Genomic DNA, 26,302 nt, shown 5'->3' on the forward strand with positions numbered 1-26,302 from the left:
AACTTTGATACTGAATAAATATCCTAACATGAAAATCAATAGCTTTCAGGATTTTTTTATTCTATGATCATACTGCCTTAGCAATTACTGGTTTTTGTTCCTGCTGTCTTCTTATCCAGTAAGGATAATCATTCCAGCGGGTCTCTCTGCGGTAGAGTTCTGTACGTTGCTTTTCGTACATGCTGAAAGCGAGTTGGATCTTCTGATGATAATCGGTCCCGGCTGCCGTAATACCCGACAGTTCATCCTTTGCAGCAAGTCCTGCATCAATGCCACTGCGCAGCGCAAAAGCAATACCATGGGATGACAGTGGATCAAACGCACAGGCAGCATCTCCCGCCGCCAGCCAACCTTCACCAGCATACAATTCCAGGTGATGGCTTCCTGCTGAAGTATATTGGGGAGGCAATACATCGCTGTAACGGTTTATTGGTGCCCGATGCTTTACAAAGCGGGTCTCCATGCTTTTCCTGCTCCAGTATAAGGGATCTATCCAGTCTGCACGGTCATGCAGGTCAGGATCGGTAAAAAAAACACGAATTACCTTTCCCTCGCCGGCATCTGCAACATACCACCAGCCGTGGGAAACTGCTTCGGTAAGGCTTTGCTGATTCTTCAGCGGCTGAGAAGAAGTCAGCAGGCTGACCACCGCTGCCTGATGATCCCTGCGGATGCGTTTTATGCCAAGCTGCCTGCTCAGCCAGCTGTTCCTGCCGCTGGCATCAATTATTTTAGCGGCCGTGAAGTGTGAATCTCCCTCCGTGTATTTCCAGCACATCCCTTCCCTTGCAATTGCGAAAGCACGGTCGGTTTCAACGAACCTGACTCCGCTCGCTACTGCCTTTTGAAACAGCATAGACTGAAAAGACTCCCGATTGACATACCAACCCTCTCCGGACGGAGATTGAATAAAATCATAAAATGACAGCCGGTCATCACCCCAGCAGGAAGAGTTCCCATAACAGGGTGGATGCCCTGCAGCTGAAAAGTCATTCCATAAGCCAAGTTCCATCAGGGAGTACCGGGCAGAAGCAGCAAGGCTTTCCCCGGCCCGGAAAGCCGGTGCACCGGCGGACCGATGCACTACGGTTACCGATGCACCATGCTGCCGCAAAGTGATTGCCGATGCCAACCCGGCAGGGCCGTTACCTATAATCAGCACGTCCGATATCATCCTTTCTTTCTTTTTTCAGCACGCTCTACCATCCATAAGTATCCTGTATCTTCAGCTGGTTGTTCCTGCTCCGGAGTATCCGTCAGCACTGCTTTTGCGGCAACATGTCCTTCTCCTATGGTTCTTCCGTTTTCTACCCACATCTTATCGGGGAAGTTGGCATCACCGTTCCCTTCTTTCTGGATAAGAATACCCACATCAGGCCATTTCGTGATAAAATCATTGATTCCGTTGGTGGAAGGGCTTACCCTTTTCGGAGGATAACCGTACTGATACACGATCCCACGCAGCCACTTTACCCGATTGCTGAAGGCAGCATTCTTCTCTTCCAGGCTGGCACTTTCATTCATCATGATTTCATAATCAGCTTCAGTAAGCACATCATTAGGTACCCGGACCGGCCAGAAAGTTGGTACATACTGCCCCATAATACCTACATAACCACTCAGGCAGCTTGAAGTATCTGTTTGCCAGGGTACCGCCATCCATTTGGTGATATCTCCGGCAGCCGAGCCATCCAAAGGTCCGCCGGCCTTCAGTGCGATCTGTGAATTGAGTACAGGACCGTAAGTCAGTGGATCATCGGAACGGCGCTTGATCCGGAATGGTGACGAATACATGATGGGCTGCCGCATCGGCCAGGTAAATTCGCACCCGGGATGAAAGGGCCCTCCAATGGTCTCATCAAGCGATGTACGGTCCAGATATGCAGCCTGTTCTGCCGGAGTGATATCGTTCCATTTCCTGGTTCCCGGTTTGGTTCCTACCGTGAAATTACCATTCGCCCATTGCTGCAGGTATTCATACTGGAACGGCACAACGGCCATGAAATTACGCGGATCGGTATCCGTACTTTTGAAAGCCTGCAGCCCGTCACCATACACGGGTGGAAAAAGTTCTGCCTGCATGGTTACATAATCAGGATTCCGGAACTGGCGAAAAATTGCCTGGCGCAGCTCAAAATACTGATCGGAAGCATTGGAAAGTTTGGCCACCATTTCAGGCGTCGAAAGATTACCCGGACTTCCCCAGCCATTCTGCTTAAAAATACCGCCATTGACCCAGCCGTTGAGCGGCATACGTTCCAGCATCGGATAGATATGCTCCCAGAATTCCGGAACTTCCGGCATTACAGACTGCCCCATATCCGCAGCGGTCTGTGCCAGGAGGTCATACCCCGTTACAAATGCCTGTATGCCCGGAGAGTAATCAGGTGGTGCGGTAAGTACCCATGATCCGGCAGCTTCCAGTACTTCTCCTGTTTTGAGCTTGATTTTTGCATCAACCGGCCCGTCCGAAACATCGTCATGCCAGGTGTCATTATTGGCAAAGGTAACTGCACGCTCATTGTCATAGGATGCAGACAGACCGTAACCACCCAGGAAAAGCAGGCTGCCGTTGCTGTCCGTACGCAGCTCACCAAGGTAAACAGGGGTATCTTTCCCATCCGGCGAATAAAAAGTACTCTTGTCAAAAGCAAAGTCCCTGTCATTGCCATCGGGATTGGTATTAATTCCCGAGATCGTTACCACCCCTCCATCAATAACGAGCCTTGAACGGTCAGCATCGCTGACGGCCAGATTGCGCAGTTTACTTTCAACCGGTGCATATCCGGAGAAAGCACCTCTGGCCTGAGGGATATCCAGGGCAAGGTCGAAATTGTACCAGGCAGCCTTCTTATTTGCCACGTGCACGGTCCAGGTGATGTCACCATCTTCTGCCGTCAGTTCCCTGATAATATTACCCTCCGCGTCTGCCCCATACAGTCGGAAACGGGCTGCCTGACGTTTAATGCGCCCCTCGCTGTCCCTGAAGTTACCGGGATCGGTGATTGGTTCGTTGATGAGATCCGGCAGAAGGAAATATTCCTCCGGGCTGTTACCTATCCTGGCAACTCCTATCGCCGGGTGGATGATTACTTGTTTGATTTCAGACATAATAAGTATGTTTTTGGTTATTAGTGTAATTTTTTGAGTTTTATTTTACCGAAAGAGTCTCTTATATAAGCATCTCAGAAGCTGTACATCTTGAATATTCTCCACCTACCGGATCCATTTCCTGATTAATGACAGAAGCAAATCTGCTGTATAAAAACCTAAATTTAATGATCTTATTCAATTTTATAAAGAGCTTACATCCACCTTTCAGAAGGTATCTATTCTATCAGATGATCGTTTTTCTGCTGCTGAGCATATTGTGCGGATCTTTACTGTATTTCCTTTTTATTTCTTTAAGCCTCTCATAACTTTCCTGAAAATAGACAGGTGTCGGGATACTGTCGTCTTTAAAGCTGATGAATGCGCCGTAGGTTGCCGGTATCTCATAATTCCTGCAGACCTCCAGCCAGTCTATAGCACGGTTGACGTAGGGCTGTACTTTAGGATTTTCCTTACCGTCATTGTCCCACCAAGCCTGATATTGGATCGTGTAGAAACATTTTTTATACGCAAAAGAGCTTCCCTCCGGAAATTGGTTTGCCTCAAAATCATAATCACGGTAATAGCTTCCCGTCATAGCTCCCAAGGTAAAATAGGTATTCATCCCCTGCTTTTCACCTTCAGTAACCAAAAGGTGTGACTCAAGACTTTCTATCAGCTTTATTCTCCTTTGCGAGGCAAGTTCCTGATCATCTGTAACCCTGGCAAACCTTGAAGTGATTTTATGGGGAGCAGGATTATCTATTTCAGGTGGGATAGCCTGGAAATGATGAGGCAGAGCATCAGTATTATATATGCTCTCCAGCAGAGGATGCTGATTATGAACGGTATCCCATTTCACTATTCTGTCCCAGGCTGAAAATATGCTCCAATCCTGCCTGTTTTCATCAGATAAAGCGGTGAGTTTATCGGCACCGCTGGTAACATTGTTGGATAAAACCGCTTTAATACTGTCTTCACAATTAACGATGTAGTGACCAAACAAGTCCCTTGGAAACCAATGTTCATGAATGATTTTTCTCAGATTTTTTTCAAAATCATGCTGATTCAGGAACTGCTCTTTGCTGCCCATGTAGTATCCGTAGAAATAGCAGTCATGCAGAGATTCCTCTACAGGGGCTGTATCCTTTGCATCTCTGAATTTTGCAACCACTTTCAGATTGGTACCGAGCAGGTCAGGGTTTTCGTTATACTCTATTAGTTCTTCCCAACGTTTAAGAATTTTAACAGCAGGAGGCATATCATGACAATGTTTCTTATCCCAGGCAACGGTGAATTTAGTCGTGTAATCCGGCAGGGTAAACGTTTTATATATGAGTTCAGTGATAATCCCGTAACTCATTCCACCACCTCCGCGTAAAGCCCACAAAAGTCTGCGGTCTTCTTCATTAAGATCTGCCACCGGATGTCCTGCATATTCAGGGATAAGCTTATTATCGAGGATGGTCCGGTACGAGCCGTCACCCAATACAATGGTAACACCGGCAAGGCTCTCGCATCCCATTCCTTTCTGTCTGGTCCACGGTCCCCATCCGCCGCCGAAGGTAAATCCTGCAATACGTACAGAATAGCAGGTGCCATGCGGCAGTCCCACGTTTTTGGCGTTCATCTGTTTGATGAGGTCGATGAACATAATACCGGGCTGAATAGTTGCATAATTAAGCTCTGCCTCGATATCAACCCCTTTCATTTCTGACAGGTCAATGACAAGGGCATCTGTTGCCGAACATTCCCCTACATGGTCATGGCCTCCGGAACGGACTCTAAGGGGGCCAGTGTACTTATATTCCCTGATACATTTAATGACCTCCGAGACCTGTACCGTGTTGGTACAGAATATAATGGCCGTAGGCCTAAACTGGTAATAGGTATTAAAGATCTGCCTTTTATCATTGTATTCCTGATTTGTTAAAGGCGAATCAAACAATATTTCAGGCATATTGTCCTGAGGGAGATATTTCTGTAATATCTCGATCATGTTAAGCAGTGTTACTTTCATGAAACAGTGGTTTTATGGTTATTAGTTTTTGTAGTTGATGACAGACATGCCTATACACGATATACGGTCAATGTATATCGCAGATCGGTTTTCTTTTAAAGTTTTTTCCAGCATAAAAACCCTTCAACGGGACGATGGAAAAAGACAGGAAATGATGGAAGATTGAGCTTTCAGGCATGAAGATCTACGAAAGCACCTATAGCCCTCAATAATTGAGGATCGTTTTTTTCTGAGCATGGTTTTAGTTTTGAAGTTTAAAAATACTATTTTATCGGAAACTAAACAAAATATTTTTTTTAAAAATTATTTACGCACTCAAATTCTGCTTTCTGTAAATTTCCGGTTACTTTATTCCATATTCTTTCATGACAGCATTGATTATTTTTTTGTCCGCCATCGGGATGTGGCTTTGAGTTCCGAAAATCTGTACTTTGGATCTGACTGCATATATCCGGTCAATTAACATTTTCAGATTGGCCTCAGGAAGCTCATCGGATCGGACGGCTTCTTTGATGTAAGGTAAATACCGTTCCATCATATTAATGTCAGAATGCTGAATAACAATCCACATCACACTCCGGTACTTCTCTCCTACGACCGACTTTCCGATATATGCATTATGTTTACTGAAAAGTGAATCAATCAGCATCTGATTTCTGATGTCGAGTGGTTTTTGCTGTACTGCCCAATCCTGCCCGGGCTGTGCTGTTGTTCTGAACTTCTGGTCGCGCTGCAGTATCTCCTTCATCATCCCTGTGATTTGGGATACTTTTGTTTCTGCATGATTCTGTTCCGGCTGACCGGCTGTTTTTTTAGGGTTGTCACAATTCTTCAGATCGGCTGTATAGCGTGATCTTATCCTGTCATAAATACTGTTCTGATCAACTCTTGCTTTAAAAGACTGCAGATATTCACAGCTCCCTTCCAGCGATACAAATTTCTTATATGCGATATTCAGAGCATCATCATCCGCTTCCAGATTGAGGAAGGCACACGTAATGTTGAAATAATCAGCGAGATTAAATTCTGAAGGATTGTTTTTGGTTGCTTTCTTTGTTTCTGCAAGCACCATACATGCGTAATCGAATCTCTGCTGGGTAATATGCTGCTTTTTCTGTGGTCTGAATGCTAATACCTGCGATTCAAAATCCTTATAGGTAAAACCTGAATTTTGGCCGTAAACAGAATGGCTGAAGAGCAGAGTCATCATGAATAAAGTAAAAATTTTCATTGAGTATAGTATTGTAATTTATAACTATAAAAATAGTTATAAAATAGATACGAACCTATTATTTTACTTAATGCTTTGATAAAAAAACAGAACTGACCTTAAGGATATAAGTTTAACATCTATTTTTTAAATGTAATCCTGCATGAATCTGTTCCGTCTATTTAAAATTCGGTTTTGAAAAACCGGCAGCAGAAGCTTCACTCTGAAACAGGATCTTCACTTTTTCCTCTTTTATTTCCGTATTCACCGATTTTGAATAAATTTTATTTAAAACCGAAGACAGCAAAACCTCATCTGCATCACCCAGTGGACGCAATGGTAAACTGCTGAATTCATTTACAGACATCTGCGGTGCAATCCCATTCACGTAATCTCCGCCCCCACTGGCATTGAAAACTTTATAGATCACAGGGTGAATCTGCCATGTGATTTTTTTAGGTTTCCGTTTATCTTCTATCACAAATCCGGCCATGTCTTTTCCTAAAGTAACATCCCCTGCCTGAATGACCTGCAGATAAGGTTTAAGATTGTTGATGACGATTTCAGAAGCAGAAGCCGTACTCCGTGAAGTAAGGATATATACTTTGTTTAATCCCAGGGAATTCACATAAAGCGTATTAAAATCAAGAGCATTGGACTGATAGGCGATCTGCTGGGAAAATGTTCTTTTGACCTCTCCTCCGTTTTTATTGCCTCTGTAGGTGATAAACTGGGAGTCAGCAGAAATTCCGGCAGGTATCAGAGCGCAGAGTGCCGCTGCAGACGAAACCGAACCCCCAAAATTATAACGGAGATCCAGAATTAATTCCTGTACCCCGAAAGATTTAAATTCGCTGAATTTCTGATTCAGTGCAGAAGTCATTCCGTCAGGAAAATCATAAATATATAAATAGCCTGTTTTTTTACCGTTTTTTTCGAAAATCTTTGAGATCAGTGGCTGCTCAAATGAATAACCGTAATATACAGTGATATTTTTTTCGTCAGTGACCGATCCGTTATTCCAATGCCCTACCGTCAATCCAAGAACGGTCTGACCTGCAAGGGACGAAGTCAGCTGTTCGGCATTGGAAGCCGTGAGGGTCTGCCCGTTAATTTTTCTGATAACCATTCCTCTATCGAGTCCTGCATTAGAGGCAGGCGAGTTTTTCAGAACAAGCTTAATCACGGTCACCACTTCACCGCTCTCCAGCTGCAGGACAGTGTAGTCAAAACCATACATATTCCGGACAGAGAGCGGATATGTGGATGAATCTGCCGTATTGACGATAAAAGAAAAGCGATCCTGGGGAACCAGTAAACTTTTAAAAAAATCTTTAACCGGAAGATGATAATCAGGTTTTACAGGCATCTGATCTGCCCAGTGATAATACCGTCTCATACTGTCCTGCACCCAAAGGTTGACAGATTCTGTACTTCCTTCAGGAAAATCCGGAGCATCATCTTCACTACGGTTACATGACAGGGCTGCCATTGAAAAAACAAATAAGATCAGCAACTGAATTTTTAAAGAATTTTTCATAAACCGGTCATGATTTTATAAATAGTCCGCAACATCAATATCGCCTTTTACCACCCATACCCCATTCTCCATTTTCTCCTGCAGTACGATCATATTGGCTCCTATATCCTGCTTTAAAGTTACCTTAATACTGTTTGAACCGGTGAAAGGATCAGTCGTTCCCGGTTTATACAGTTCTAAATAAACCGGTGCTGTGGCACTGAAGAAACTGTATATTTTGACCGCGGTAAAATCTTTTTTCCCGATGTTGTCAAATTCCGCAAGCACTGTTCCATTGTCTCTTTTCAGAATCCCTTTTACTCCTTCCAAAGATGATCCTGAAAACTCTCCGAGATTGGGGAAAATAAATTCAAAACCTACTTTTCCTAAATTCACCTGGGGTTTTACAGCATACGTTTTTAAGAAAATTCCGGGTAAATTAAAAAAAGACAGATTTTTATATTCTTTAAAATTATCATATGTGATCGTATATCGGGCTATCTGGGCTCCTGTCTGATGATTATAGATTCCCAGCTCGTCAGTCTCTCCTTCATCGATCACAAACTGGATCTGCGTTTCCACTTTATCAGTATAGGAAGATTGACCGGCTATCGGTACAGGATTTCCGTTAAGCCTCAACTGAATTACATCCGGTTTTGAATATCCTTTTATATTGACCTCAGCTGCCATCTGTGCTTTGTCGTAAGGTTCTAAAGCACTTTCGGATGTACACGAAAAAAATACGGTGAACAGGAAAAGGGATAAAATAGGTTTCATCTTTTTTTTAATTTAATTGTAAAGTAACTGAACGCATAAAATTGCCCAGGCCCAAAACAGCACAGGGCAATTGCTTAATTATAAAAATCTACATTGAAGAATGCTTTATTGAAGCTTTCATGGGAATCCCTGTTTTGAAGGATTGTGGTTATTTTTTAATAAATTTCAGTCTTTCGGTGGTTGTACCATCGGATATCTCAGCAAAATAAATCCCTTCCGTCAGTACGTTTACATTTATATTTTTTGAATACCTGGTCATTAAAACTTTTTGTCCGGTCATGTTGTAGACAGAAACGGTCGTTGTATTTTCCTTCAGTTTTGGATTCAGCTGTAATTCCAGGGAGTTTGCCACAGGATTTTCTTTTATTTTAGTTATGTTTTTCACATCTTTTGCTTCCTGCGTCTTTAAGACTGAAGCAAAAATCGCCATCTCATCAATGTTAATATTCTGAGAATTAACCGCTGCACCGGATGAAATTCTGTTTGACCATAAGCCGATGTAGATCTTTTTGCCTGCAAAAGCTGAAATATTTACCAGGCACTCCGCAAACTGCGTCAGATCGGTCGGCAAATTGGCACTGGTGGCACTGAACTTATAGGTTGCCCCTCCTGCATTCTGCGCAGCTGTTGCCAGTTCTACAAAATCAGATAATTCCGGTACCGGTTTCTGGGCCGTACTTACATAAATATAAATATCCCTTCCTACATTGGCGTTTGTAGATCTCTGTCTTCCAACATAACCTGCCAATGTAAGTGTTCCGCCGGCATTGGAAAGATCGATCATCGGAGAAATGACCCAGTCATTTTCTGTAGCAAAACCGGTTGCATTCCCTGTAGGAACAAGATTGATGGAATGACGGAGAACTCCGGAGTTTCCATACACTAAATTTGTCCCGTTATGATAAATATTCTGACCCTGGATCCATCCGTTGCCGTTGCCGTTGATATCCTGGAAAGTCCAGCCCTGTAAATCCGCAGGGGTATTAAAAGAGTTGATCCATACGGGATACTGCGCAGCAATAGACTGCGATAAAAATAAAACAGAAAATAAAACTAATTTTTTCATAATACCAATTATTAATTTTTGTTGTCTCAGATAAAAAAGCAGGGAATGGCCATTATCACCATCCCTGCATTTTAAAGCCTGTTATTCTACAATAGAGAAATCATATTTTGTCCAGGTACCCTGGAAGTTCCCACAGTTTCTCGGAGAAACGTTCCAGCCGAAACTGAAGAATGGACTTGACATTCCAAAAGCATCAGCCGTAGGGCTTACCAGTAAGTTAGAAGCAGGAATTCCCGAAGTACCCAACCCTGTAACAGCGGTTGTAAATCCGTGTACTTTGATCGAGCTGTACGCAGATGCAGAAGATAATTCCGAACCTGAACCTTCTACCCTGATCCCTGTAGGATATCCGGTAATAACTGCATCATTCAGAGTTAATTTACCGTTTCTTCTGATATGGATCCCATTTTCATAAACCGGTCCTGAAAACGGAGAAGAAAGAAGTGAATTGGTTCTTGTCCCAACGATGGTAAGATTGTTGATCACAGGATGAGTCGTCAATGGCGTAGTGGTACCACCTGCATTATTGTCAAGCTCTATTCCGTTGGTATCAGAAACCCCACCGCTTGTTGTATGCGAAGAATTAAGGTCTGCCAGAGAAAGGGCACAGGTAATCGTTCCTGTATATCCGTTATCGAAATCAAAGTTATCATCCTCTGCTGCAAAAGAGACCAAATTAGTCGCATTCACTGTTCCTCCGAAGAATTCAAAAGAATCATCCTGACCGTAAGAAACCTGGATGTGATCTAAAACAGTACCGCTTCCAACCCCTGCCAGTGTCAGAGCATTCACTTCATTCCCTGAATTGGCACCTACGAAATCATAACCTGCGAACTCAATACGCACATATTTTACCGTACCAGCATTATGAGTGGAATTGCTTCCCCCAAACTGGTAATCAGCACCGCTTAATCCTTCCACGGTAGTGGTTGTAGGAACGTTTGTAGGAGCATCACCCAATAAAACGATTCCCCCGAAATCTCCTGGCACTGCTGTCGTGTCTTCGTTTCCGTCAAGTAATCTGTAACTTGTAAAGATAATTGGCTGAGACTCCGTACCTGTAGCATTGATGTGACCTGTTTTGGTAATGACAAGGATCCCTGAACCTTCACCGATGGCATTCGGCTTAGCTTTGATAAATGTTCCCGGCTGGATGGTTAATGTAGCGCCATCTTTCACAGCAACAATTCCATCGATCTCTACAACTCCGCTCCAGGTTGTATTGGTCGTAATGTTTCCGCTTACCGTAGTTACTGGCAGTGAAGATGCAGTAATATATTCCGCTGAAGTAGGCTTCATTTCAAAAGCGTTTGAAGAATCTGTCAGAGAATCGTTCTGACATGCTGTAAGTGATAATACTGCTGCTGCGATTAAAGTTAATTTTTTCATTGTTAAAGTTTTAAATGATCAGGGTGATTTTTTAAGCCTGATGTATTTTAATATTTAGAAATACCCGCCTCTGTATTTCTGCGATTTGGTTGGTTTTCCACTCTTCATTACGGGAGGAGCCGCAATGAAAAGTTCCCTGTGCCTGTCACTGATATTCGGGAAGAGATCAGCGTCGGTTTTTCCCTGAATCCCTACTGATGGCGCGCATCATCAGCAGTACTTTGATCCGGTGCCAGGTTGCCGAAACCTGTACGTTGCATTTATGAGCTCTTTTCCTGTTTTTTATAATATTTCTAAAAAGTATAATTCACCGTCAGCCCAAAGATTCTGCCGCTGTATGCCCGGAATAAGATCTTATCAATGTTTTTATCATATTTATCGGTTGCTCCAGGCAGAAGGTCAAGCATTTCCCGTTCTGTCTGTAAGTTTCCTCCTTTTGAGACAGAATAAGAATTATAATTATTGTAAAACTCTTTTACTCTGTTAAACAGGTTTCTAGCATTAAACTTCACTTCTAAATTCCTGTTCTTAAAAAATTTATAGGAAACCTGTGCATCTGCAACTGCATAAGGCCGCTGTATTTCTTCACCGTTATAACCGTATCCCACGGTGATGTACTGATCTCCCTTGGCATTATATAAAAAGCTCACTCCCAATCTTTCCCCGTCATACATCAGACCTATATTGTAAGCGTAAGGGGTCTGCCCGTAGAGGGGTCTGTCTACTTCATACGTATCATCGGTATCCTGTGTCTTTTCCCTGTTTTTAAAAGCAATAACCTTCGTATCGTTGTACGTAAAATTCCCGCTTATGAACAGTTTTTCGAAAAAAGAATTTATTCCTGCGAATCCTAAATTTTTCCGGATTTCAGCTTCAAATCCCTTTAATTTTGCATTTTTAGAGTTACCATTGTAGAGGTATAAATTTCCCTCGTTGGAAATATATCCTTCTCTCTCAATGGGTCTTTCAATATTTTTATAATACAGGCCGACCGAAAATATTTCACCTAACCCCGGAAACCATTCAAATTTAAAATCACCGTTATTGACGACGGAAGAAACCATCTCTGTATTGTAGATCAAACCGTTGGCAATGGGATCAAAATAGGGCAGTCCTGTACGTTCGTTAAACTGGGGACGTATCACGGTTTTACTGTAGGCTAATCTTACGTTGATTTTATTCGTCGGGCTGTAGGTAAAATTGGCAGAAGGCATAAACTGCCAGGGCTTGTCTTCAACAGGAACTTTATTTACATTCTGCGGATCACTGGGGTCAAGCTGCTGGGAAATCAGATGATACCTGAAATATTCTGCTCTCAATCCCCAAACCAGTCTGAATTTATTTTTCCAGCGGTTGTCAAACATGACATAACCGGTATGCTGATCTACTTCACCCTCATATTTTTCATCATTATACAGCGGCCTGGTCTGCCACCCTATTCCACCCGGAACGTAGTGAGAACCATCAAACCAGTCAGAAAGCAGTCCCTGCAGCGGTACTGTATTGGGGGCTCCGTTTGATTCATCCGTTCTTAGCAAAAACTTCTGCTGAATATTGGTATTGTTTTTCGATGCTCCGGCATACCCTGCTTTGATATCATTTTTAAAATTTCCGGTGTTCAGATTCCATTTGAAAGAAGCGCCGTAATTGTAATCAGTCTCCCTGTTTTGGATATACCCTCTCGCAAAGTCACTGGATGAGTTATTTGCCTGATGAAATGCGATGATCTCGTTTCCGATAAAATTATATAGGGTGTGATGCAGGGTATAATCTTTGGTATCAGAGGCTACATTTGTTCTTGCTGCAAACCAGTCAATAATAGTATTTCCTATTTTATGATTTCCTTCCAGTTTATTCTGTAACAGAGTCTGATAAATGGGATAGTTCGCATTATCTGTATAAGGCCTGTCGAGCGATTTTATCTGTTCAGGATCGTTATCCGGAATAATTCCGTTGTAAAAATAATGGTAAGCTGATTCTGCATTGGCCGGCAGTCCGCTTCCTCCGGTATATTCATTCCAGCCTGTAATTCTCGTTACTGTATTGTCATAAATGTGAGTGTAGGAGTTCCGGAATGAAAACCTGCTTTTACCCAACTGCAGACCAAAGTTCATCATTCCTGCCACTGTAGAATTATAGTTGTAGGAAGCTCCCTGATTTTTAAAATCATAAAATTTTACAGGTGCCTCTCCGGTGGTCTGCCAGTCATTGATCAGCTGAGTGGTATCAAGCCAGTTTCCTCTTCCGGTATGATCAATCTGCAGTTTGTTCTGCTCATTCCTTACAATCAGAGCACCGGCAAATCCCCATTTGTTATTATCTTTTAATCCGAAAGTCCTTCCTAATGCCAGCTGCATATTCGATCCCAGATCCGCCCTGGTCCTGTAGTTGGTAAAATTGTCATTGACAAACTGTTTTGACTGTTCAAAAAACTGAGGATTCGTCCAGTTCATTGCCTGTAATCCCATCGGAAAATCCCTTGTTCCGTCATCATATCCGAAATAATCATATTTTCCCCTCTGGCGGGTAAGAAAATCTTTAAAAGTAGCCTGATCATTATAGGAAGTCCCTACAGTTACCGTTGTAAAGTTTTCATTAGGAATATCTTTGGTTCTCACCTCAACATATCCACCTGCGAAATTGGCATTCATATCGGGAGTGGCTGTTTTACTTACAATCACGCTTTCTACCATGGATGTAGGAATAATATCAAAGGAAAAGTTCTGGTTATATGCTTCGGTGCTGGGAAGGCTGATCCCGTCCATGGCTGCTGTATTCCAGCGTTCTCCCATTGACCGTACCACAACATATTTATTATTAATTGTTGTAATTCCCGTCACTCTTTTCAACACCCCTCCGACATCATTATCGGGAGTTTTGGAAATCTGTTCTGCGGAGATCCCGTCGCTCATCTGGGCTGCTTTTTTCTGTAAAGCGAGTAATCCTGCCTGGGTATCTGCCTTACGGGTACCTGTGATGACAACTTCTTTTATCTCTGATATTTTATCAGAAATTGATTTTATTGAAAATGAAACCCTGTTGGTCTCATTGGTAACGACTGTCAGTTTTTCTACACGTAGCGTATTATATTTCGGAGACTTTACAGTAAGCATATAGACCCCCGAAGGAAGCTCAATGGTAAAATCCCCGTTATTGTCGGTGACTGTATTCTTTCCGCCTATGCTGATTTCGGCACCTGCTACAGGACTGCCCACTTCGTCAACGATCTTTCCTGAGATTTTCCCGTTTCCTGTGACAGAAATATCCGATCCTTCATATTTGACTGAAATAAGATCTCCACGAAGACGGTAAACCACAGGAAGTCCGTAAGTAATATTTTTCAGACATTCACTGACAGGGATATTTTCACATTTTACAGCTTTTATTTTTATTTCTTTAATATCTGTTTTAGAGTACGCCAACCGCATTCCCGTTCTACCGGCAAATTCTTCCAGTACTTCGACCAAAGGCTTTCCGGCAGGAACAGAAAACGACACTTTCTGTGATAATTCCTGTGCTTCAGCTTTTACAATAAAAAATATTGCTGCGATCGTAAGTCCACATTTCAAACTTTTCATTTTTTTCGCTCTCTTTTTAATTTAAATTATCTTATTACCAGTTTTTCAATGATGATTACAGGCTATTTTCTCAGGATGTAGGTCTGATTTTGTTTGACAACCTCAGCCCCCAGTATAAATGCCAGTGCTTCGATATTTTCATCCGTATTTCCACCTGTGAAATCAGCAGTTATTTTCTTTTCTGCCAATTCTTTTGGATAAATGATATGAATATTGTAGTTTTTCTGTAAAACTCCGGCAACCTCTTTTAAGGCTACATCATTAAAACTCAGAGATAATAATGAAGGCATCGGATCATAATGATACCTGTTTTGTTTTTTAATTGAAATAACCGCTGAAGTCCTTGCAAGTCCGAAATTTGTCCATTTCTGATGAGGTTTGAGAAAAGTTACCGGAGTTCCTGCATAAGACACCGCCACTTTGCCTTCATAAAGATCTACCGCCTTGTCATTGCCGGTCTGGGTAATTTTAAATACAGTTCCCAAAACTCTGGTACTGAAACCGTCAGCATGAACAATGAATGGATGTTTTTTTGATTTTGCGACAGAAAATATGGCATCACCCTTTAAACTTACCTCCCGTGTATCTGCAGGAAATGATTTATTAACCGTAAGCACTGATCCGGGAAATAAAGTTACGGCGGAACCATCAGCCAGGTAAACCTTCCTGTTAACAGAATCCGTATAATAAACATCCGGCTTAAAGAAAGTATGGTAAGTAAAAATCCCTCCTAATGAAAAGAAGAGTATTATAGTGGCTGCGATCTGGTAGACATACTTTCTAAAGCCGTAATGGTGATTGGTCACAGAAGTCTGCGGAAAATAGGATCCTAAAACAAGTGAAACCCGTTCTTTGGATTCCCTGATATGATTTTGATCAAGGTCGTTCTCTGCATCAGTTTTCCACTGATCTAAAAGTTGGGTTTCTTTCCCTGAAATTTTCTCCCCGGAAACTTCTCTCTGCCAAAGTCTGAAAACAAAAGCTTCAATATCTTTATATTGTAGGTTTTTCATAAATGTCCTGCCCTTAAATTGATTGGTACATCAATAAAACAGTGAAAATTAGAAACTTCCCCAGCCTGAATTTAACATCGTGTTCACATTCCGTCATGTAATCAATAACTGAAGAAGGTTTTTTATCATTTCACAACATTCCATTCATATTTCACCTCTTATTTTCAGAATTAATTAATCTTAGATTCCCTAAAGTTCACAAAAAGTTAACTTTCATTTAGGTAATTTTGCATCAGCAATGAATCCAACAGATCACACCTTATTAGAAAAAATAAAGACATGCGACCGGCATGCTTTTATGCTGCTTTACGAAAAGTACTGGAACGACCTGTACCGTTTTGTTTTTATAAGGACAAAGGATAAAGAAGCTGCAGAAGAGCTTTTACAGAATCTGTGGATCAATATACTTGAAAATAAGATCAACGTACAGACGGATGAGAATGAGAGTGCCAAAGGCTATCTTCTCAGACATCTGCATTACAGGATTATCGATTATTTTAACCGTCATAAAAAAGGATCACTGACAGTCAGTATTGAAGAAACTGACAGTCCTGCTGACATCACAGATACTGAATATTTTGAAATTCTTGAAGAGCATGATATTTCAGATTTGTTTGCAATGATCAATGAAGTGGTATCCGGGCTTCCTCTTACGGAACAGAAAATCTATGATATGAGGATCCGCAAAAACATGTCAGTCGATGAAACCGCAGAAGCTTTGGGAATAAGCAACAAAACGGTCAGTAATAAACTGAGCAAAGCCATCGGCGAGATCCGTGAACAGCTGAATCCGGAATACCAGTCTTCAAAAAAATTCATTTCTATTATGGTCCTGATTGATTTTATGTCGCAACAGTAGACTGTTCTTTCGATTATCTTCCACTTTTGATGCAGTAATCCAGTTCCAGTTATTTTTATAACAGGCAGTGTTAATAAATGATACAGTGATCATCTTCATGGAGCGGGCAGCGGGCTCCGATCCAGACTGTTTATACTTTATTCATTAAAGGCTCTGAAAAATAAGTAAGAAAACACATCCTGAATTTTTATATAGGTATTCAGTTATTTCCGGTGCATTTTAATCATTAAAATTACAATATTATATTAAAAAATTAATTTTAAATATACATTATAATAAATATTACATATTATGCATATTTAAATCAAACAAAACGACCTTATTATTATTTTTTTCGTAATTAAATTTTATTATATATTTATCAAATCAAAAACAGATACTGATGAGACCAAATAATCATGACGGCTTACCTGATCTTATATTATTATACTTTTCACTCTGTTTTTCAATTATAAGATCCTGAAGAGTGACTAAAAAATCATACAAAAACATTGGTTATGGGAGTAATCCAACATTCCTTTCAATTTCTGAACATCTATCCATATCTGATATTCGGGTTTTAAATAAGTAAAAAGGATTCTATTGCTGCAGGCGGTTTATTAAAAAAAATTTTAGGAAATGTACAATCTTTCAAACCAGTTAAAAGAAATTGGATTTAATATTGATCTTTTAAAAAATGTAATTGAAAGAAATAATTTTCTGCGGAAATTCAACACCCTGCAATACTTCTGCATTTATCTGGTATTAAGAGATTTTGAAATATGGATAGACGGAAAGAAATTTTTTATCAAAAGCGGGCATACTGTTTTTGTAGGTCCTTATAAAACTGTAGAATTTCCTGATATTGAATGTGATGATGCTCACGTAATCATATTTACATCGTTGTTTTACGAAAAGTCAAAAAAAGACAGCATCTTTTTAAATTCTGAAGTATTTTTCAATAACAGTGAACAGCCTGTGATCTCACCATTTTTCGGAAGTAGAGAGTATATTATATCACTGATAACAGAGAGATTGATCTATTTCAAAGATGCGGATAAAATTTTATATCTATCTGCTGCACACGGCATTATTGAAAGTCTGATTTTAGACGCTTTGATGCACACCAAAGCTGATGATGAAAAAAAATCTGATGACATAAATTTTATATCTATAGGCAATACTTTTAAAACATTACTGCAAAAAGACCACAGAGAACATCGCAGTGTATCTCACTATGCCTCAAAACTATGTATTACTACGAAAAAGCTTACAAGAATCTGCAACCATCTGTACGGAGAAACACCCAAAAACATGATCATACAGAAATTATGCAATGAGTGCATCATAGCGCTCACAAATTCAAATCTCACTATTTCGGAAGTATCTTTTGAATTTGGCTTTAGCTGCGAAAGTAACTTCACTCATTTTATTAGGAAACACACAGGTAAAAAACCCTCTGAAATACAGATATTTAAAGAAACTGATATCAAATAGGTTTTTAAAAAGTATCAAAACACACTCCTCAGTAAACATTTTGCATAATCGCAATGTTTCACCTATATAGGTTAAAAAAATTTTGTAATATTACACAATACTTCATACATTCACACATTTAATAACATTACTATGCTCAAAATAACAATTAATAGTTCCATTTTCACAAATTCCAATTCAATCTCTGAGTTTATATTTGCTCACGAGTCAATTTAACATAATTTAGATTAACTGTATTTTAAGTTAGCAACAAGTTTAAGTAAAATCAAGCGTGTTTTACTTAAACTTGATTTTAAACTAATATCTACTTAGAAATGACCGGGGTCAGATCAAAAGTTTAATGAATGAACTACCCTGAAAAGTATTTTTAAAAGGTCATTAAGATGATATAACCGCATCAGTCATACAGTACAGGTGCTTCAGCCACAACAGCAAATTGAAAACAAACCAATATTTATATTTTATGAAAAAATTTATACTTTCTTTTTTGGTCCTGTCATCATTTTTAAAAGTACACGCCCAGACGACGATCAATGTATTTTCACAGATTGTTTTTTTTGACGGTTACGCAGGCAACGTTTCTGACCCTGTCCCTGCAAACACCATCCGTCTTGCCAATTACCGTTATGCAAAAAAAATGACGGATGCGGAACTTAATTCTTTCCAGAATAAAATTCAGATGAATGTCACCATTGGAGCACTTTGTGACAATTATGACAGAATCGGAGGTGTGCATCTTGCACTGGTGCCGAAAAATCAGGCTTCATATACCTTGAGCGATGCTGCCGTAAAGCGGATCGAAATCGGAAGGTATATCACTCCTTTCATGAATAAAAACATTTCTCCCACTCAGGTTCCTTATACCTTTGAGGTTAATAATCTTTATTCGGTTTTCAGTAATACAACGCTCAGAAACACGTATGATATCTGGATCGAACTTGATGTCTTCGGTGTTCCCTATGCCGCCAATACACAAGTCGTAGGATGTGCTAACAGAAACGATGTCTTTGCAGGAACTTTAGATTTTGTAACTTCAAATGATCCTGCAGTTACAACTGCCTATAATAACCTGCTTCCTTTGCTGGATTCTAATGAGCTGAATAATTACAATAATACTGATCAGCCGGGACAGACTGTGAGACTTGTAAACTTTAACTTAAATCAGAATACGACCGATGCCAAGTTTTTTATTGTTACTACACCGCACGGTGCAGGAACAAATGGTGAAGAATATGTAAGAAGACAGAACCTGGTTTCTTTGGACAATGCTCCGGTATTAACATTCACACCGGGTGGAATATCCTGCGAACCTTACAGAATGTACAATACGCAGGGCAACGGTATTTATGGTACCAGTGTTAAAACCACTGCATGGTGGACTGCCTGGAATAATTGGTGTCCTGGTAATTCTGTTCCGATCAGAAGCTTTACTTCGGCATCACTCACCGCTGGAAATCACGTATTGAAATATGAGGTTCCTACTGCTGTTTTCTATGGTCAGGACGGACGTGTTGTCCTTTCAATGTATATGCAGAGCAATAATCAGCTGCTGGCAGTGAACGAGGTATCATCAATCGATGTATCTATTTTCCCTAATCCTACATCGGATTATGTGAATATAAAATCTGATAAAAAAGTAAAAAATATTGCGGTCTATGCTCTCGACGGAAGAAAACTGAGTGAGGTGAAAGATGCACGTGTTGATCTTTCCTCTTATCCGCCAGGAACATATTTACTTGATATTACAATGGAAGGAGGGACTCAGTTCAAGCATAAAATTATCAGAAAATAAACCCTAATTTCTATCTATTCTCCGATTAATTGAAAGCAATCTCTGTTGCAAAACATGAAATCTCAGATGACTTTTCAAATAACAGTATATCACTGTTATGGATGAGAAATGATACTTGAAGTACTTTTTAGTATTTTAAGTATCATTTTTTGTCCATATTCATCTTAAGAAATAAGAATGACGATTTGGGATCCGGAGACTTTAACCTTATCCCATCCAGAATCTGAAGATCCGGGAGAATAATAAACTTTAAACTTTAATATATGAAAAAATTTCTACTTATGTGCAGTTTCCTTTATGGATTCGGAATTTCTGCTCAAACGTATTGTGCTCCTAACTTCACCACCGGCTGTACTTTTGGTGATAATATTGACAGTTTCACAATTCCGACTGCAAATTTCAGCGATTTAGATACAGGCTGTTCAAGTAATTCTTATGGTGATTATGTTTCTCAGGTGATCTCTCTGAATGCAGGCGTTAACTACCCTTTCACTATTACTCATGGATATACCAATCAATATGTAAAAATATGGATTGATTTTAATAATGATGGTACCTTTAATGATTCAGCACCTGAATTGGTCGCAGAGGGAACCAGTATTTTCGTGAATGATATTAATATGACAAATGCAACAATTTCTATCCCTGCAAATATTGCTCCCGGAAGTTACCGGTTACGGGTTGCTGACAGCTACAGTTCAGCACCGATCCCCTGCACAAATAGTGGCTACGGTGAAGTTCATGACTACACCGCAAGTATTGGTGCTGCACCGAGTTGTGTCTCTCCCTCAAACCTAACAGTAAACAATATAGGAGCGAGTTCAGCTACCCTCTCATGGACCGCATCACCAAGCGCACCTGCTATCGGTTATGAGTACTATATTTCAACATCCGGTACTACTCCTGCAAATTCTGTAACGGCGACGGGCTCCGTATCCGGTTCTGTACTGACTGCTGTGTTGCCAAACTTATCAAGCATTACCACCTATCATGTATGGGTGCGGGCTGTCTGTACATCATCCAATAGCAGCAGCTGGTCTCTTCCGATTACATTTACAACCCCATGCGCAACTGTAACTCCTAATTACACTTTTGATTTCGGTTCCGGAATTGACGCATGCTGGGGAAATGCAAATGGAGGAAACCCATCAACAGCACCAACCGGAACCAGTTCTAACTGGAATCAGGGTGGCTTTCTGAATAATGGATTTGACGGGGCTATGAAGGTAAACATCTATTCAAATTCTTTTAATACAGGATTCAATTCCTGGCTTATCACTCCTGTATTCAATTTATCCGCCGGTAATTACAGAGTAAAATTTGATTATGGTTTGACAGCATTTGCTGGTACTGCAGCAGGTTCCCTGGGTTCTGATGACGTCGTAAAGTTTGTTGTTTCCCAGGATGGCGGTGCAACATGGACCGTTTTAGCAACGTGGAATGCAGCAAATTCACCGTCAAATACATTAAACCAATATACATTCAATCTTACATCGTATACAGGAGCATCCACAAAATTTGCATTTTACGCAACAAACGGTTCTGTGGAAGACACCAATGATGTTGATTTTTTCATAGACAATTTTGTTGTAGAACAGAATGTATTGGCTGTGAATGATTCTGATCATCAAAATGATGTTATAAAAATCTTCCCTAATCCGTTTTCTGAAGTACTGAATATTTCACAGGTCAATAAAGTCAAGTCGGTATCTATTTCTGACATGGCCGGAAGAATAGTAAAAACAATACAAAATCCTTCTTCGTCCATTCACCTGAGCACTTTAACTTCAGGAACATACTTCGTTATTTTAGAAATGACAGACGGCACCAGACAAACCATGAAAGCAATAAAAAAATAAAAGAATTATGTCATCTTTTAAGGCTGCCTGTTTATCAGGCAGCCTTTTTTCGTTACAGTCTTACCAACTTAAAATACGGCCTGCTTTTGCTCAAAATAACAAAAGGAAAAGAGTTTTTAACAATCCTCCGGAGGAATATTGAATCTATATTTGCACCATAATTATTCAGTCTTTTTTATTAATACCATTCGTGTTTATTTTCACCTGGTAATAAGGTTTTACATCTGATTGTATATTTCACCAAATCACAATAAGCTTTAAATAATGCACAAAATCCTGCATTATTTCGACTATTATGATTTTAAAAATAACAATTATATCAATAACCATGAAAAAAAAGCTGTCGCTTTTAATGATCCTTTTCGTCATAACTACTGTTAACGGACAGTCATCAGGAAATGCCGGAATCAATACAATTACTCCGCGGGTTAAGCTTGATGTAGTAGGTAACTACAAAGCTGAAAAAATCATTACTGAAAACATTCCTGCTGTCGGTGCTGCGGAAAAAGACCGTTATATGCTGCTGACCCAGGATATTGCAGGCAATAATGTAAAAAGAATCAACCCGTCAAATGCCAATTCTCCCGGTATTGCAACGATCGTTACCTATCGGCTTATGAATGTTAACCGTGACTGGGTAGAAGGTTTCAATACTAAAATAAACTCTACAGATTATTCACTGATGGTTTTATCTGCTCATTTCGACCGTGATCTGATCGGCTCAGCTATCGCAGTTCCCACCTATGGTGTAAAAAGTGTAAATAATGAATGGATCATTTATGCGGATTATTCTGATCTTAATACAACCACGAATGGTTCATGGGATATTATTTGTGCCATATACCCGAAAACTTATGTAAAAAACTTTCCTGAACGGGGGCCTTTTGATCTAGGAAATACTTCCACAGGATCCGATAGCTCATCAATTCTTCCCTAAAAAAATTATAATGAATAAGTTCTTAATACTCTCAACCCTCTCTCTGGCTACATTTTTCAGTGCACAGATTGGAATAGGCACAATGACACCGACAGAAAAGCTCGAAGTTGTAGGAAGTACTGCTATCAGCCAGTCCGTAACGCTCAATCCAACAAATTATGTAAATAATTCTTCGGGTTTTACGGTTCTTGGAACAGATCCGCAGTCAGCGATTGTCGGTGGTAAAGTTTTATCCATAGAAAACCTCTACACTCCACTCATTGTACAGCCCTACTCAATAACCAACATTTACAGGGATGATCTGAATGATCTGAATCTGAATATTCCTACAGACAAATATTTTATCACGATCGCCAATTTTGAAGCCATCCCCAGCAGTGGAAATAACGGTATTTTTTCACCTGTTGCCAATCCTGTCTCAAGTACCAACCGGGGTCACTTTACGATAAGATTCTATGAATCCGGACAGAACTGGCATGTCAATATCGCCTATCCAAATTTGAACACCCAGAATACGACCGACCGGTACACTTACAATTTTGACATTATTATCTATTCAAAAAGATTCTATAAAGATCTGGGTATACTGACTTTTGACCTTCAGGGCTCCAATACAGGAAGTGCTGCCACAGCACCATCGGGAATTTAAAAAAATTATCATGAAAAATATTTTAATAACAGTCGTATTCATCTTTAATTTCACACTGTACAGTTCACAGATTAATGGTGTAGGGATCGGAACGAACACTCCGACCCATTCCCTCGAGGTTGCCGGAAACCATAAGATCAGTGGTGACATCTATTTTGAAAATCCGGGAGATCACCTCGGAAGTTCTGCAGATTCTTATCTTCTGGTAAGAGATAACAGTGATAAAATCATCAAAAGATACGTCCCTGCCACTTCTGAATACACGGCCATTAACAGCACGGTTTATTTTCTCCGGAACATTAATCCCAGCGGCGTCAGTGATTTTAATACAGGCATATCTGCTGCGCGGTACTACGTAGCCATTGGTGGATTTATTGTAAGAGGAGAAAATGACAATCCCGTAGTCAGTCTTTTACAACCCGGAAATTTAAATCAGTATGTTCCTCAATATTCGGCAAGATCTTACGTTCAGAACGGGTTGTGGCACATTAAATTTACCCCTAACAATAATCGGGTATTCAATCTCAAGCTTGAAATCAGATTGAGTATAAGCGCTTACAGAAGAGATCTGCTGACTACAGTCAATGCACCTATCGTTTTTAATATGAATGCCAATATAACAGGCATTGCAAGTGCGCCGGCACCCGTGCTTCCTTAAATTCAAATAAGAGATAACGGTCATAAAAAATACGTACGGTCTCATCATTCAGTACCTTCCTGTGCTTATCCCGAACTTGTATTAGGATTTTTACCCTTTATTTTTTAACTTTACTTTTCGTACGGTTATCAGAATGGCTGTATCTTTACCACTCAGAAAAATAAAACACATGGTACATCAGGGACGCAACGTCAAAAGATTCAGGGAAATGCTGGGGATCAAGCAGGAAGCATTGGCATTTGACCTGGGTGATGACTGGAACCAGAAGAAAGTCTCCCTGCTTGAGCAGAAAGAAATAATTGCTGATTCCCTGCTCGAGAAAATTTCTGAAGTTCTGAAAATTCCTGTAGAAGCTATTCAGAATTTTAATGACGAACAAGCTATTAATATTATCACCAATACTTTTAACGATGATACGACAGTTGGAGACGATTCTACAATAGGAAACGATTCAAGATCAGATGATTCAATTATGGGAGATAAGAATATTGCTGAGAATCTACATTGTACATTTAACCCGATTGATAAGATAGTTGAGCTGTATGAACGTATGCTCGTCCAACAGAAGGAAATAACCGATAAGTACGAGAAATTGCTGCAAGAAAAATAAGACAAGCCTGAGAAATTCTCAGGCTTTGTTTATTAGTGGAGGTGCTGATCATTATATCGTTGAGTATGATTTTCGTCACTATCCGACGCTGGCAAAAAGAGCAAGCAGAGATTTAACAGACCATTAGGATTATAAAACAATTGTAAACAGAAATTCCAGAACAATAATGCTTTAAATTTTAGTAATAATACCAATAAACTAACTGAAGAAAGTCTGATGAGAGAGACAAGGGATTTTGATGACTTATCACTTAGCCTATACGTTTATAATTCACGAAACAATTCTGACGCAAGACGCATAACTTCAACAAAGGTTGGAGAAAGTAAAATGATTATTAAAGAAAAGAGATCTGATTAATTTTCAGTCCTCTTTATCATTTAATTATTATCGTACATTGTAATAAATGAATGTCCATAATAAGTGATAACGTAGTTTTTGGCGGTTCGTTTATCATTCCGGAGGAATCTCAACACATTGAAAAGAAGCAATTTAGATTCCTCCGAAATGACAAAATAGCTGATGATGTTAGTGTTATAATCAAAAACGGGCATTCATATAATTTAATTATGACCATACATTATAATAAATGAATGTCCATAATACGTAATAACTTAGTTTTTGGCGGTTCGTTTGTCATTCCGGAGGAATCTCAATACAGTGAAAATAAAGCAGTTTAGATTCCTCCGGAATGACAAAATAACTGATGATCTTAGTGTTATAATTAAAAACGGACATTCATATAATTTATTTCTTTTTTATAATCAATAGATGTTGTGTCAGAATTTTTTTTAGAGATTTTATAATATCTAAATTATTCAATGTAGGTTTATTGGCTTCGATTTCTTTAAGACGTTGATATTCTTTAACTATATAATTAAAATACAAGCTAATCCACATTCTAAAATTAAAAGCTATATAAGTTTGCGCAAATGTTCCGCCATATCTACTTGTTTTAGCTATAATTCCAATTCCATTTACTATTTCTATCTTTCTTCAAACAGTATTATCAGTAACACAAAGAAAGATCGTCTGACATTACAGCAATTTCAGGATCAACAGGGCTTAGATTTTAGAAAAAAACAGATTTATCCTCATCACATTCCCTGTAAAATCTCTATTTTTACATGATGGAAAAACGAGATTTACTGATCCTTAAATATTTATCTAAGGGGATAAAAATCGCTGATATGGCGGAGCTGATGAAATTAAAACCGGATACTGCAATGAGTACAAGCTCTATCGAAAAACGGCTGAACAGTATCAAAAAAGAGTATAAAGCCAAGACTTTATTTCATCTGGCAGTGATTTTAAAAAATAAAAATATCATCTGATACATAGTATACAAACCTAAAATTCAAAAATTATGGAAGATAACATAAATGAGAAGCCTGATCAGGCTTTCGACAAAGATCAACCAAAAGTTACCGGTATCGGGGGAATCTTCTTTTTTACAGAAAACCCTGAAAATACCCGAAACTGGTATGCTGAAAATTTAGGACTTGAGGTGAATGACTGGGGATCAACGTTTGAATCGAGAAACATACAAAATCCTGAAGAGATCGACAGCCTTCAGTGGAGCCCGTTCAAAAATGGGAGTGAGTATTTTGAGCCTTCCAAAAAGGAATTTATGATCAATTACAGAGTTCAGCATATCGAAAGACTTGTTGACCAACTGAAAGCCAATAATGTTACCGTTTTGGATGAAATTGCCGTATACGACTATGGCAAATTTGTTCATATCATGGATGCCGACGGCAATAAAATTGAACTTTGGGAACCTAAATAATTTTTTGAATTTAT

Annotated in this window: 20 protein-coding genes; 10 read left to right on the plus strand and 10 right to left on the minus strand. The window is 39.7% G+C overall.

The annotated features are described in order from the left end of the window. Positions 1–67: 67 nt before the first annotated feature. From AC2A07_RS12810 to AC2A07_RS12855, 10 genes are all read right to left on the minus strand, one after another. Positions 68–1,174, minus strand: a complete 1,107-nt coding sequence (locus AC2A07_RS12810) for an NAD(P)/FAD-dependent oxidoreductase (RefSeq protein WP_484050743.1) — start codon at positions 1,172–1,174, stop codon at positions 68–70. Further along, on the minus strand, positions 1,171–3,111 hold the full coding sequence (locus tag AC2A07_RS12815; protein WP_484050744.1) for a LodA/GoxA family CTQ-dependent oxidase: 1,941 nt from the start codon (positions 3,109–3,111) through the stop codon (positions 1,171–1,173). The genes AC2A07_RS12810 and AC2A07_RS12815 overlap by 4 nt, the downstream gene beginning before the upstream one ends. A gap of 226 nt (positions 3,112–3,337) precedes the next feature. Beyond that, the gene (locus tag AC2A07_RS12820) at positions 3,338–5,110 is read right to left on the minus strand and encodes an FAD-dependent oxidoreductase (RefSeq protein WP_484050745.1); all 1,773 of its coding nucleotides are present in this window, start codon (positions 5,108–5,110) and stop codon (positions 3,338–3,340) included. Between the two features lie 343 nt (positions 5,111–5,453). Continuing rightward, positions 5,454–6,341: a DUF6624 domain-containing protein gene (locus tag AC2A07_RS12825; protein ID WP_484050746.1), complete on the minus strand. Its 888-nt coding sequence runs from the start codon at positions 6,339–6,341 to the stop codon at positions 5,454–5,456. 157 nt (positions 6,342–6,498) lie between these two features. Further along, the gene (locus AC2A07_RS12830; RefSeq protein ID WP_484050747.1) at positions 6,499–7,860 is read right to left on the minus strand and encodes a S41 family peptidase; all 1,362 of its coding nucleotides are present in this window, start codon (positions 7,858–7,860) and stop codon (positions 6,499–6,501) included. A gap of 15 nt (positions 7,861–7,875) precedes the next feature. Next, complete coding sequence (locus AC2A07_RS12835; protein WP_484050748.1) at positions 7,876–8,616, minus strand: hypothetical protein; 741 nt, start codon at positions 8,614–8,616, stop codon at positions 7,876–7,878. 148 nt (positions 8,617–8,764) lie between these two features. After that, on the minus strand, positions 8,765–9,682 hold the full coding sequence (locus AC2A07_RS12840) for a T9SS type A sorting domain-containing protein (RefSeq protein WP_484050749.1): 918 nt from the start codon (positions 9,680–9,682) through the stop codon (positions 8,765–8,767). A gap of 81 nt (positions 9,683–9,763) precedes the next feature. Next, a complete protein-coding gene (locus AC2A07_RS12845; protein ID WP_314499091.1) occupies positions 9,764–11,071 on the minus strand; it encodes a hypothetical protein in 1,308 nt (435 codons plus the stop codon). A gap of 293 nt (positions 11,072–11,364) precedes the next feature. After that, complete coding sequence (locus AC2A07_RS12850) at positions 11,365–14,649, minus strand: TonB-dependent receptor (RefSeq protein WP_484050750.1); 3,285 nt, start codon at positions 14,647–14,649, stop codon at positions 11,365–11,367. A gap of 62 nt (positions 14,650–14,711) precedes the next feature. After that, positions 14,712–15,662, minus strand: coding sequence for a FecR family protein (locus AC2A07_RS12855; protein ID WP_484050751.1), 951 nt, complete (start codon positions 15,660–15,662; stop codon positions 14,712–14,714). Between the two features lie 238 nt (positions 15,663–15,900). Here AC2A07_RS12855 and AC2A07_RS12860 point away from each other — a divergent pair, with 238 nt between their 5' ends. The 10 genes from AC2A07_RS12860 to AC2A07_RS12905 all read left to right on the plus strand — a co-directional run bounded on the left by AC2A07_RS12860 (position 15,901) and on the right by AC2A07_RS12905 (position 26,288). Further along, positions 15,901–16,521 (plus strand): RNA polymerase sigma factor, encoded by a 621-nt coding sequence (locus AC2A07_RS12860; protein WP_484050752.1) that lies wholly within the window; start codon positions 15,901–15,903, stop codon positions 16,519–16,521. A gap of 618 nt (positions 16,522–17,139) precedes the next feature. Beyond that, a complete protein-coding gene (locus AC2A07_RS12865; RefSeq protein ID WP_484050753.1) occupies positions 17,140–17,997 on the plus strand; it encodes a helix-turn-helix domain-containing protein in 858 nt (285 codons plus the stop codon). 463 nt (positions 17,998–18,460) lie between these two features. After that, positions 18,461–19,789: a peptide-N-glycosidase F-related protein gene (locus tag AC2A07_RS12870; protein WP_484050754.1), complete on the plus strand. Its 1,329-nt coding sequence runs from the start codon at positions 18,461–18,463 to the stop codon at positions 19,787–19,789. A gap of 263 nt (positions 19,790–20,052) precedes the next feature. Continuing rightward, the gene (locus tag AC2A07_RS12875; protein ID WP_484050755.1) at positions 20,053–21,648 is read left to right on the plus strand and encodes a GEVED domain-containing protein; all 1,596 of its coding nucleotides are present in this window, start codon (positions 20,053–20,055) and stop codon (positions 21,646–21,648) included. Positions 21,649–21,976: 328 nt separating this feature from the next. Beyond that, the gene (locus AC2A07_RS12880; protein ID WP_484050756.1) at positions 21,977–22,585 is read left to right on the plus strand and encodes a hypothetical protein; all 609 of its coding nucleotides are present in this window, start codon (positions 21,977–21,979) and stop codon (positions 22,583–22,585) included. A gap of 10 nt (positions 22,586–22,595) precedes the next feature. Next, positions 22,596–23,234, plus strand: coding sequence for a hypothetical protein (locus AC2A07_RS12885; protein WP_484050757.1), 639 nt, complete (start codon positions 22,596–22,598; stop codon positions 23,232–23,234). A 10-nt stretch (positions 23,235–23,244) separates the two neighbouring features. Next, positions 23,245–23,892: a hypothetical protein gene (locus AC2A07_RS12890; RefSeq protein ID WP_314499074.1), complete on the plus strand. Its 648-nt coding sequence runs from the start codon at positions 23,245–23,247 to the stop codon at positions 23,890–23,892. Positions 23,893–24,025: 133 nt separating this feature from the next. Further along, the gene (locus tag AC2A07_RS12895) at positions 24,026–24,502 is read left to right on the plus strand and encodes a helix-turn-helix domain-containing protein (protein WP_484050758.1); all 477 of its coding nucleotides are present in this window, start codon (positions 24,026–24,028) and stop codon (positions 24,500–24,502) included. 1,124 nt (positions 24,503–25,626) lie between these two features. Beyond that, entirely contained in the window at positions 25,627–25,833 is a 207-nt protein-coding gene (locus AC2A07_RS12900; protein ID WP_314499069.1) for a hypothetical protein, read from the plus strand. Between the two features lie 32 nt (positions 25,834–25,865). Then, positions 25,866–26,288: a VOC family protein gene (locus AC2A07_RS12905; protein WP_484050759.1), complete on the plus strand. Its 423-nt coding sequence runs from the start codon at positions 25,866–25,868 to the stop codon at positions 26,286–26,288. The last annotated feature ends 14 nt before the right edge of the window (positions 26,289–26,302 follow it).

It is taken from the genome of Chryseobacterium sp. HNCC26DJ238, from assembly GCF_057180465.1.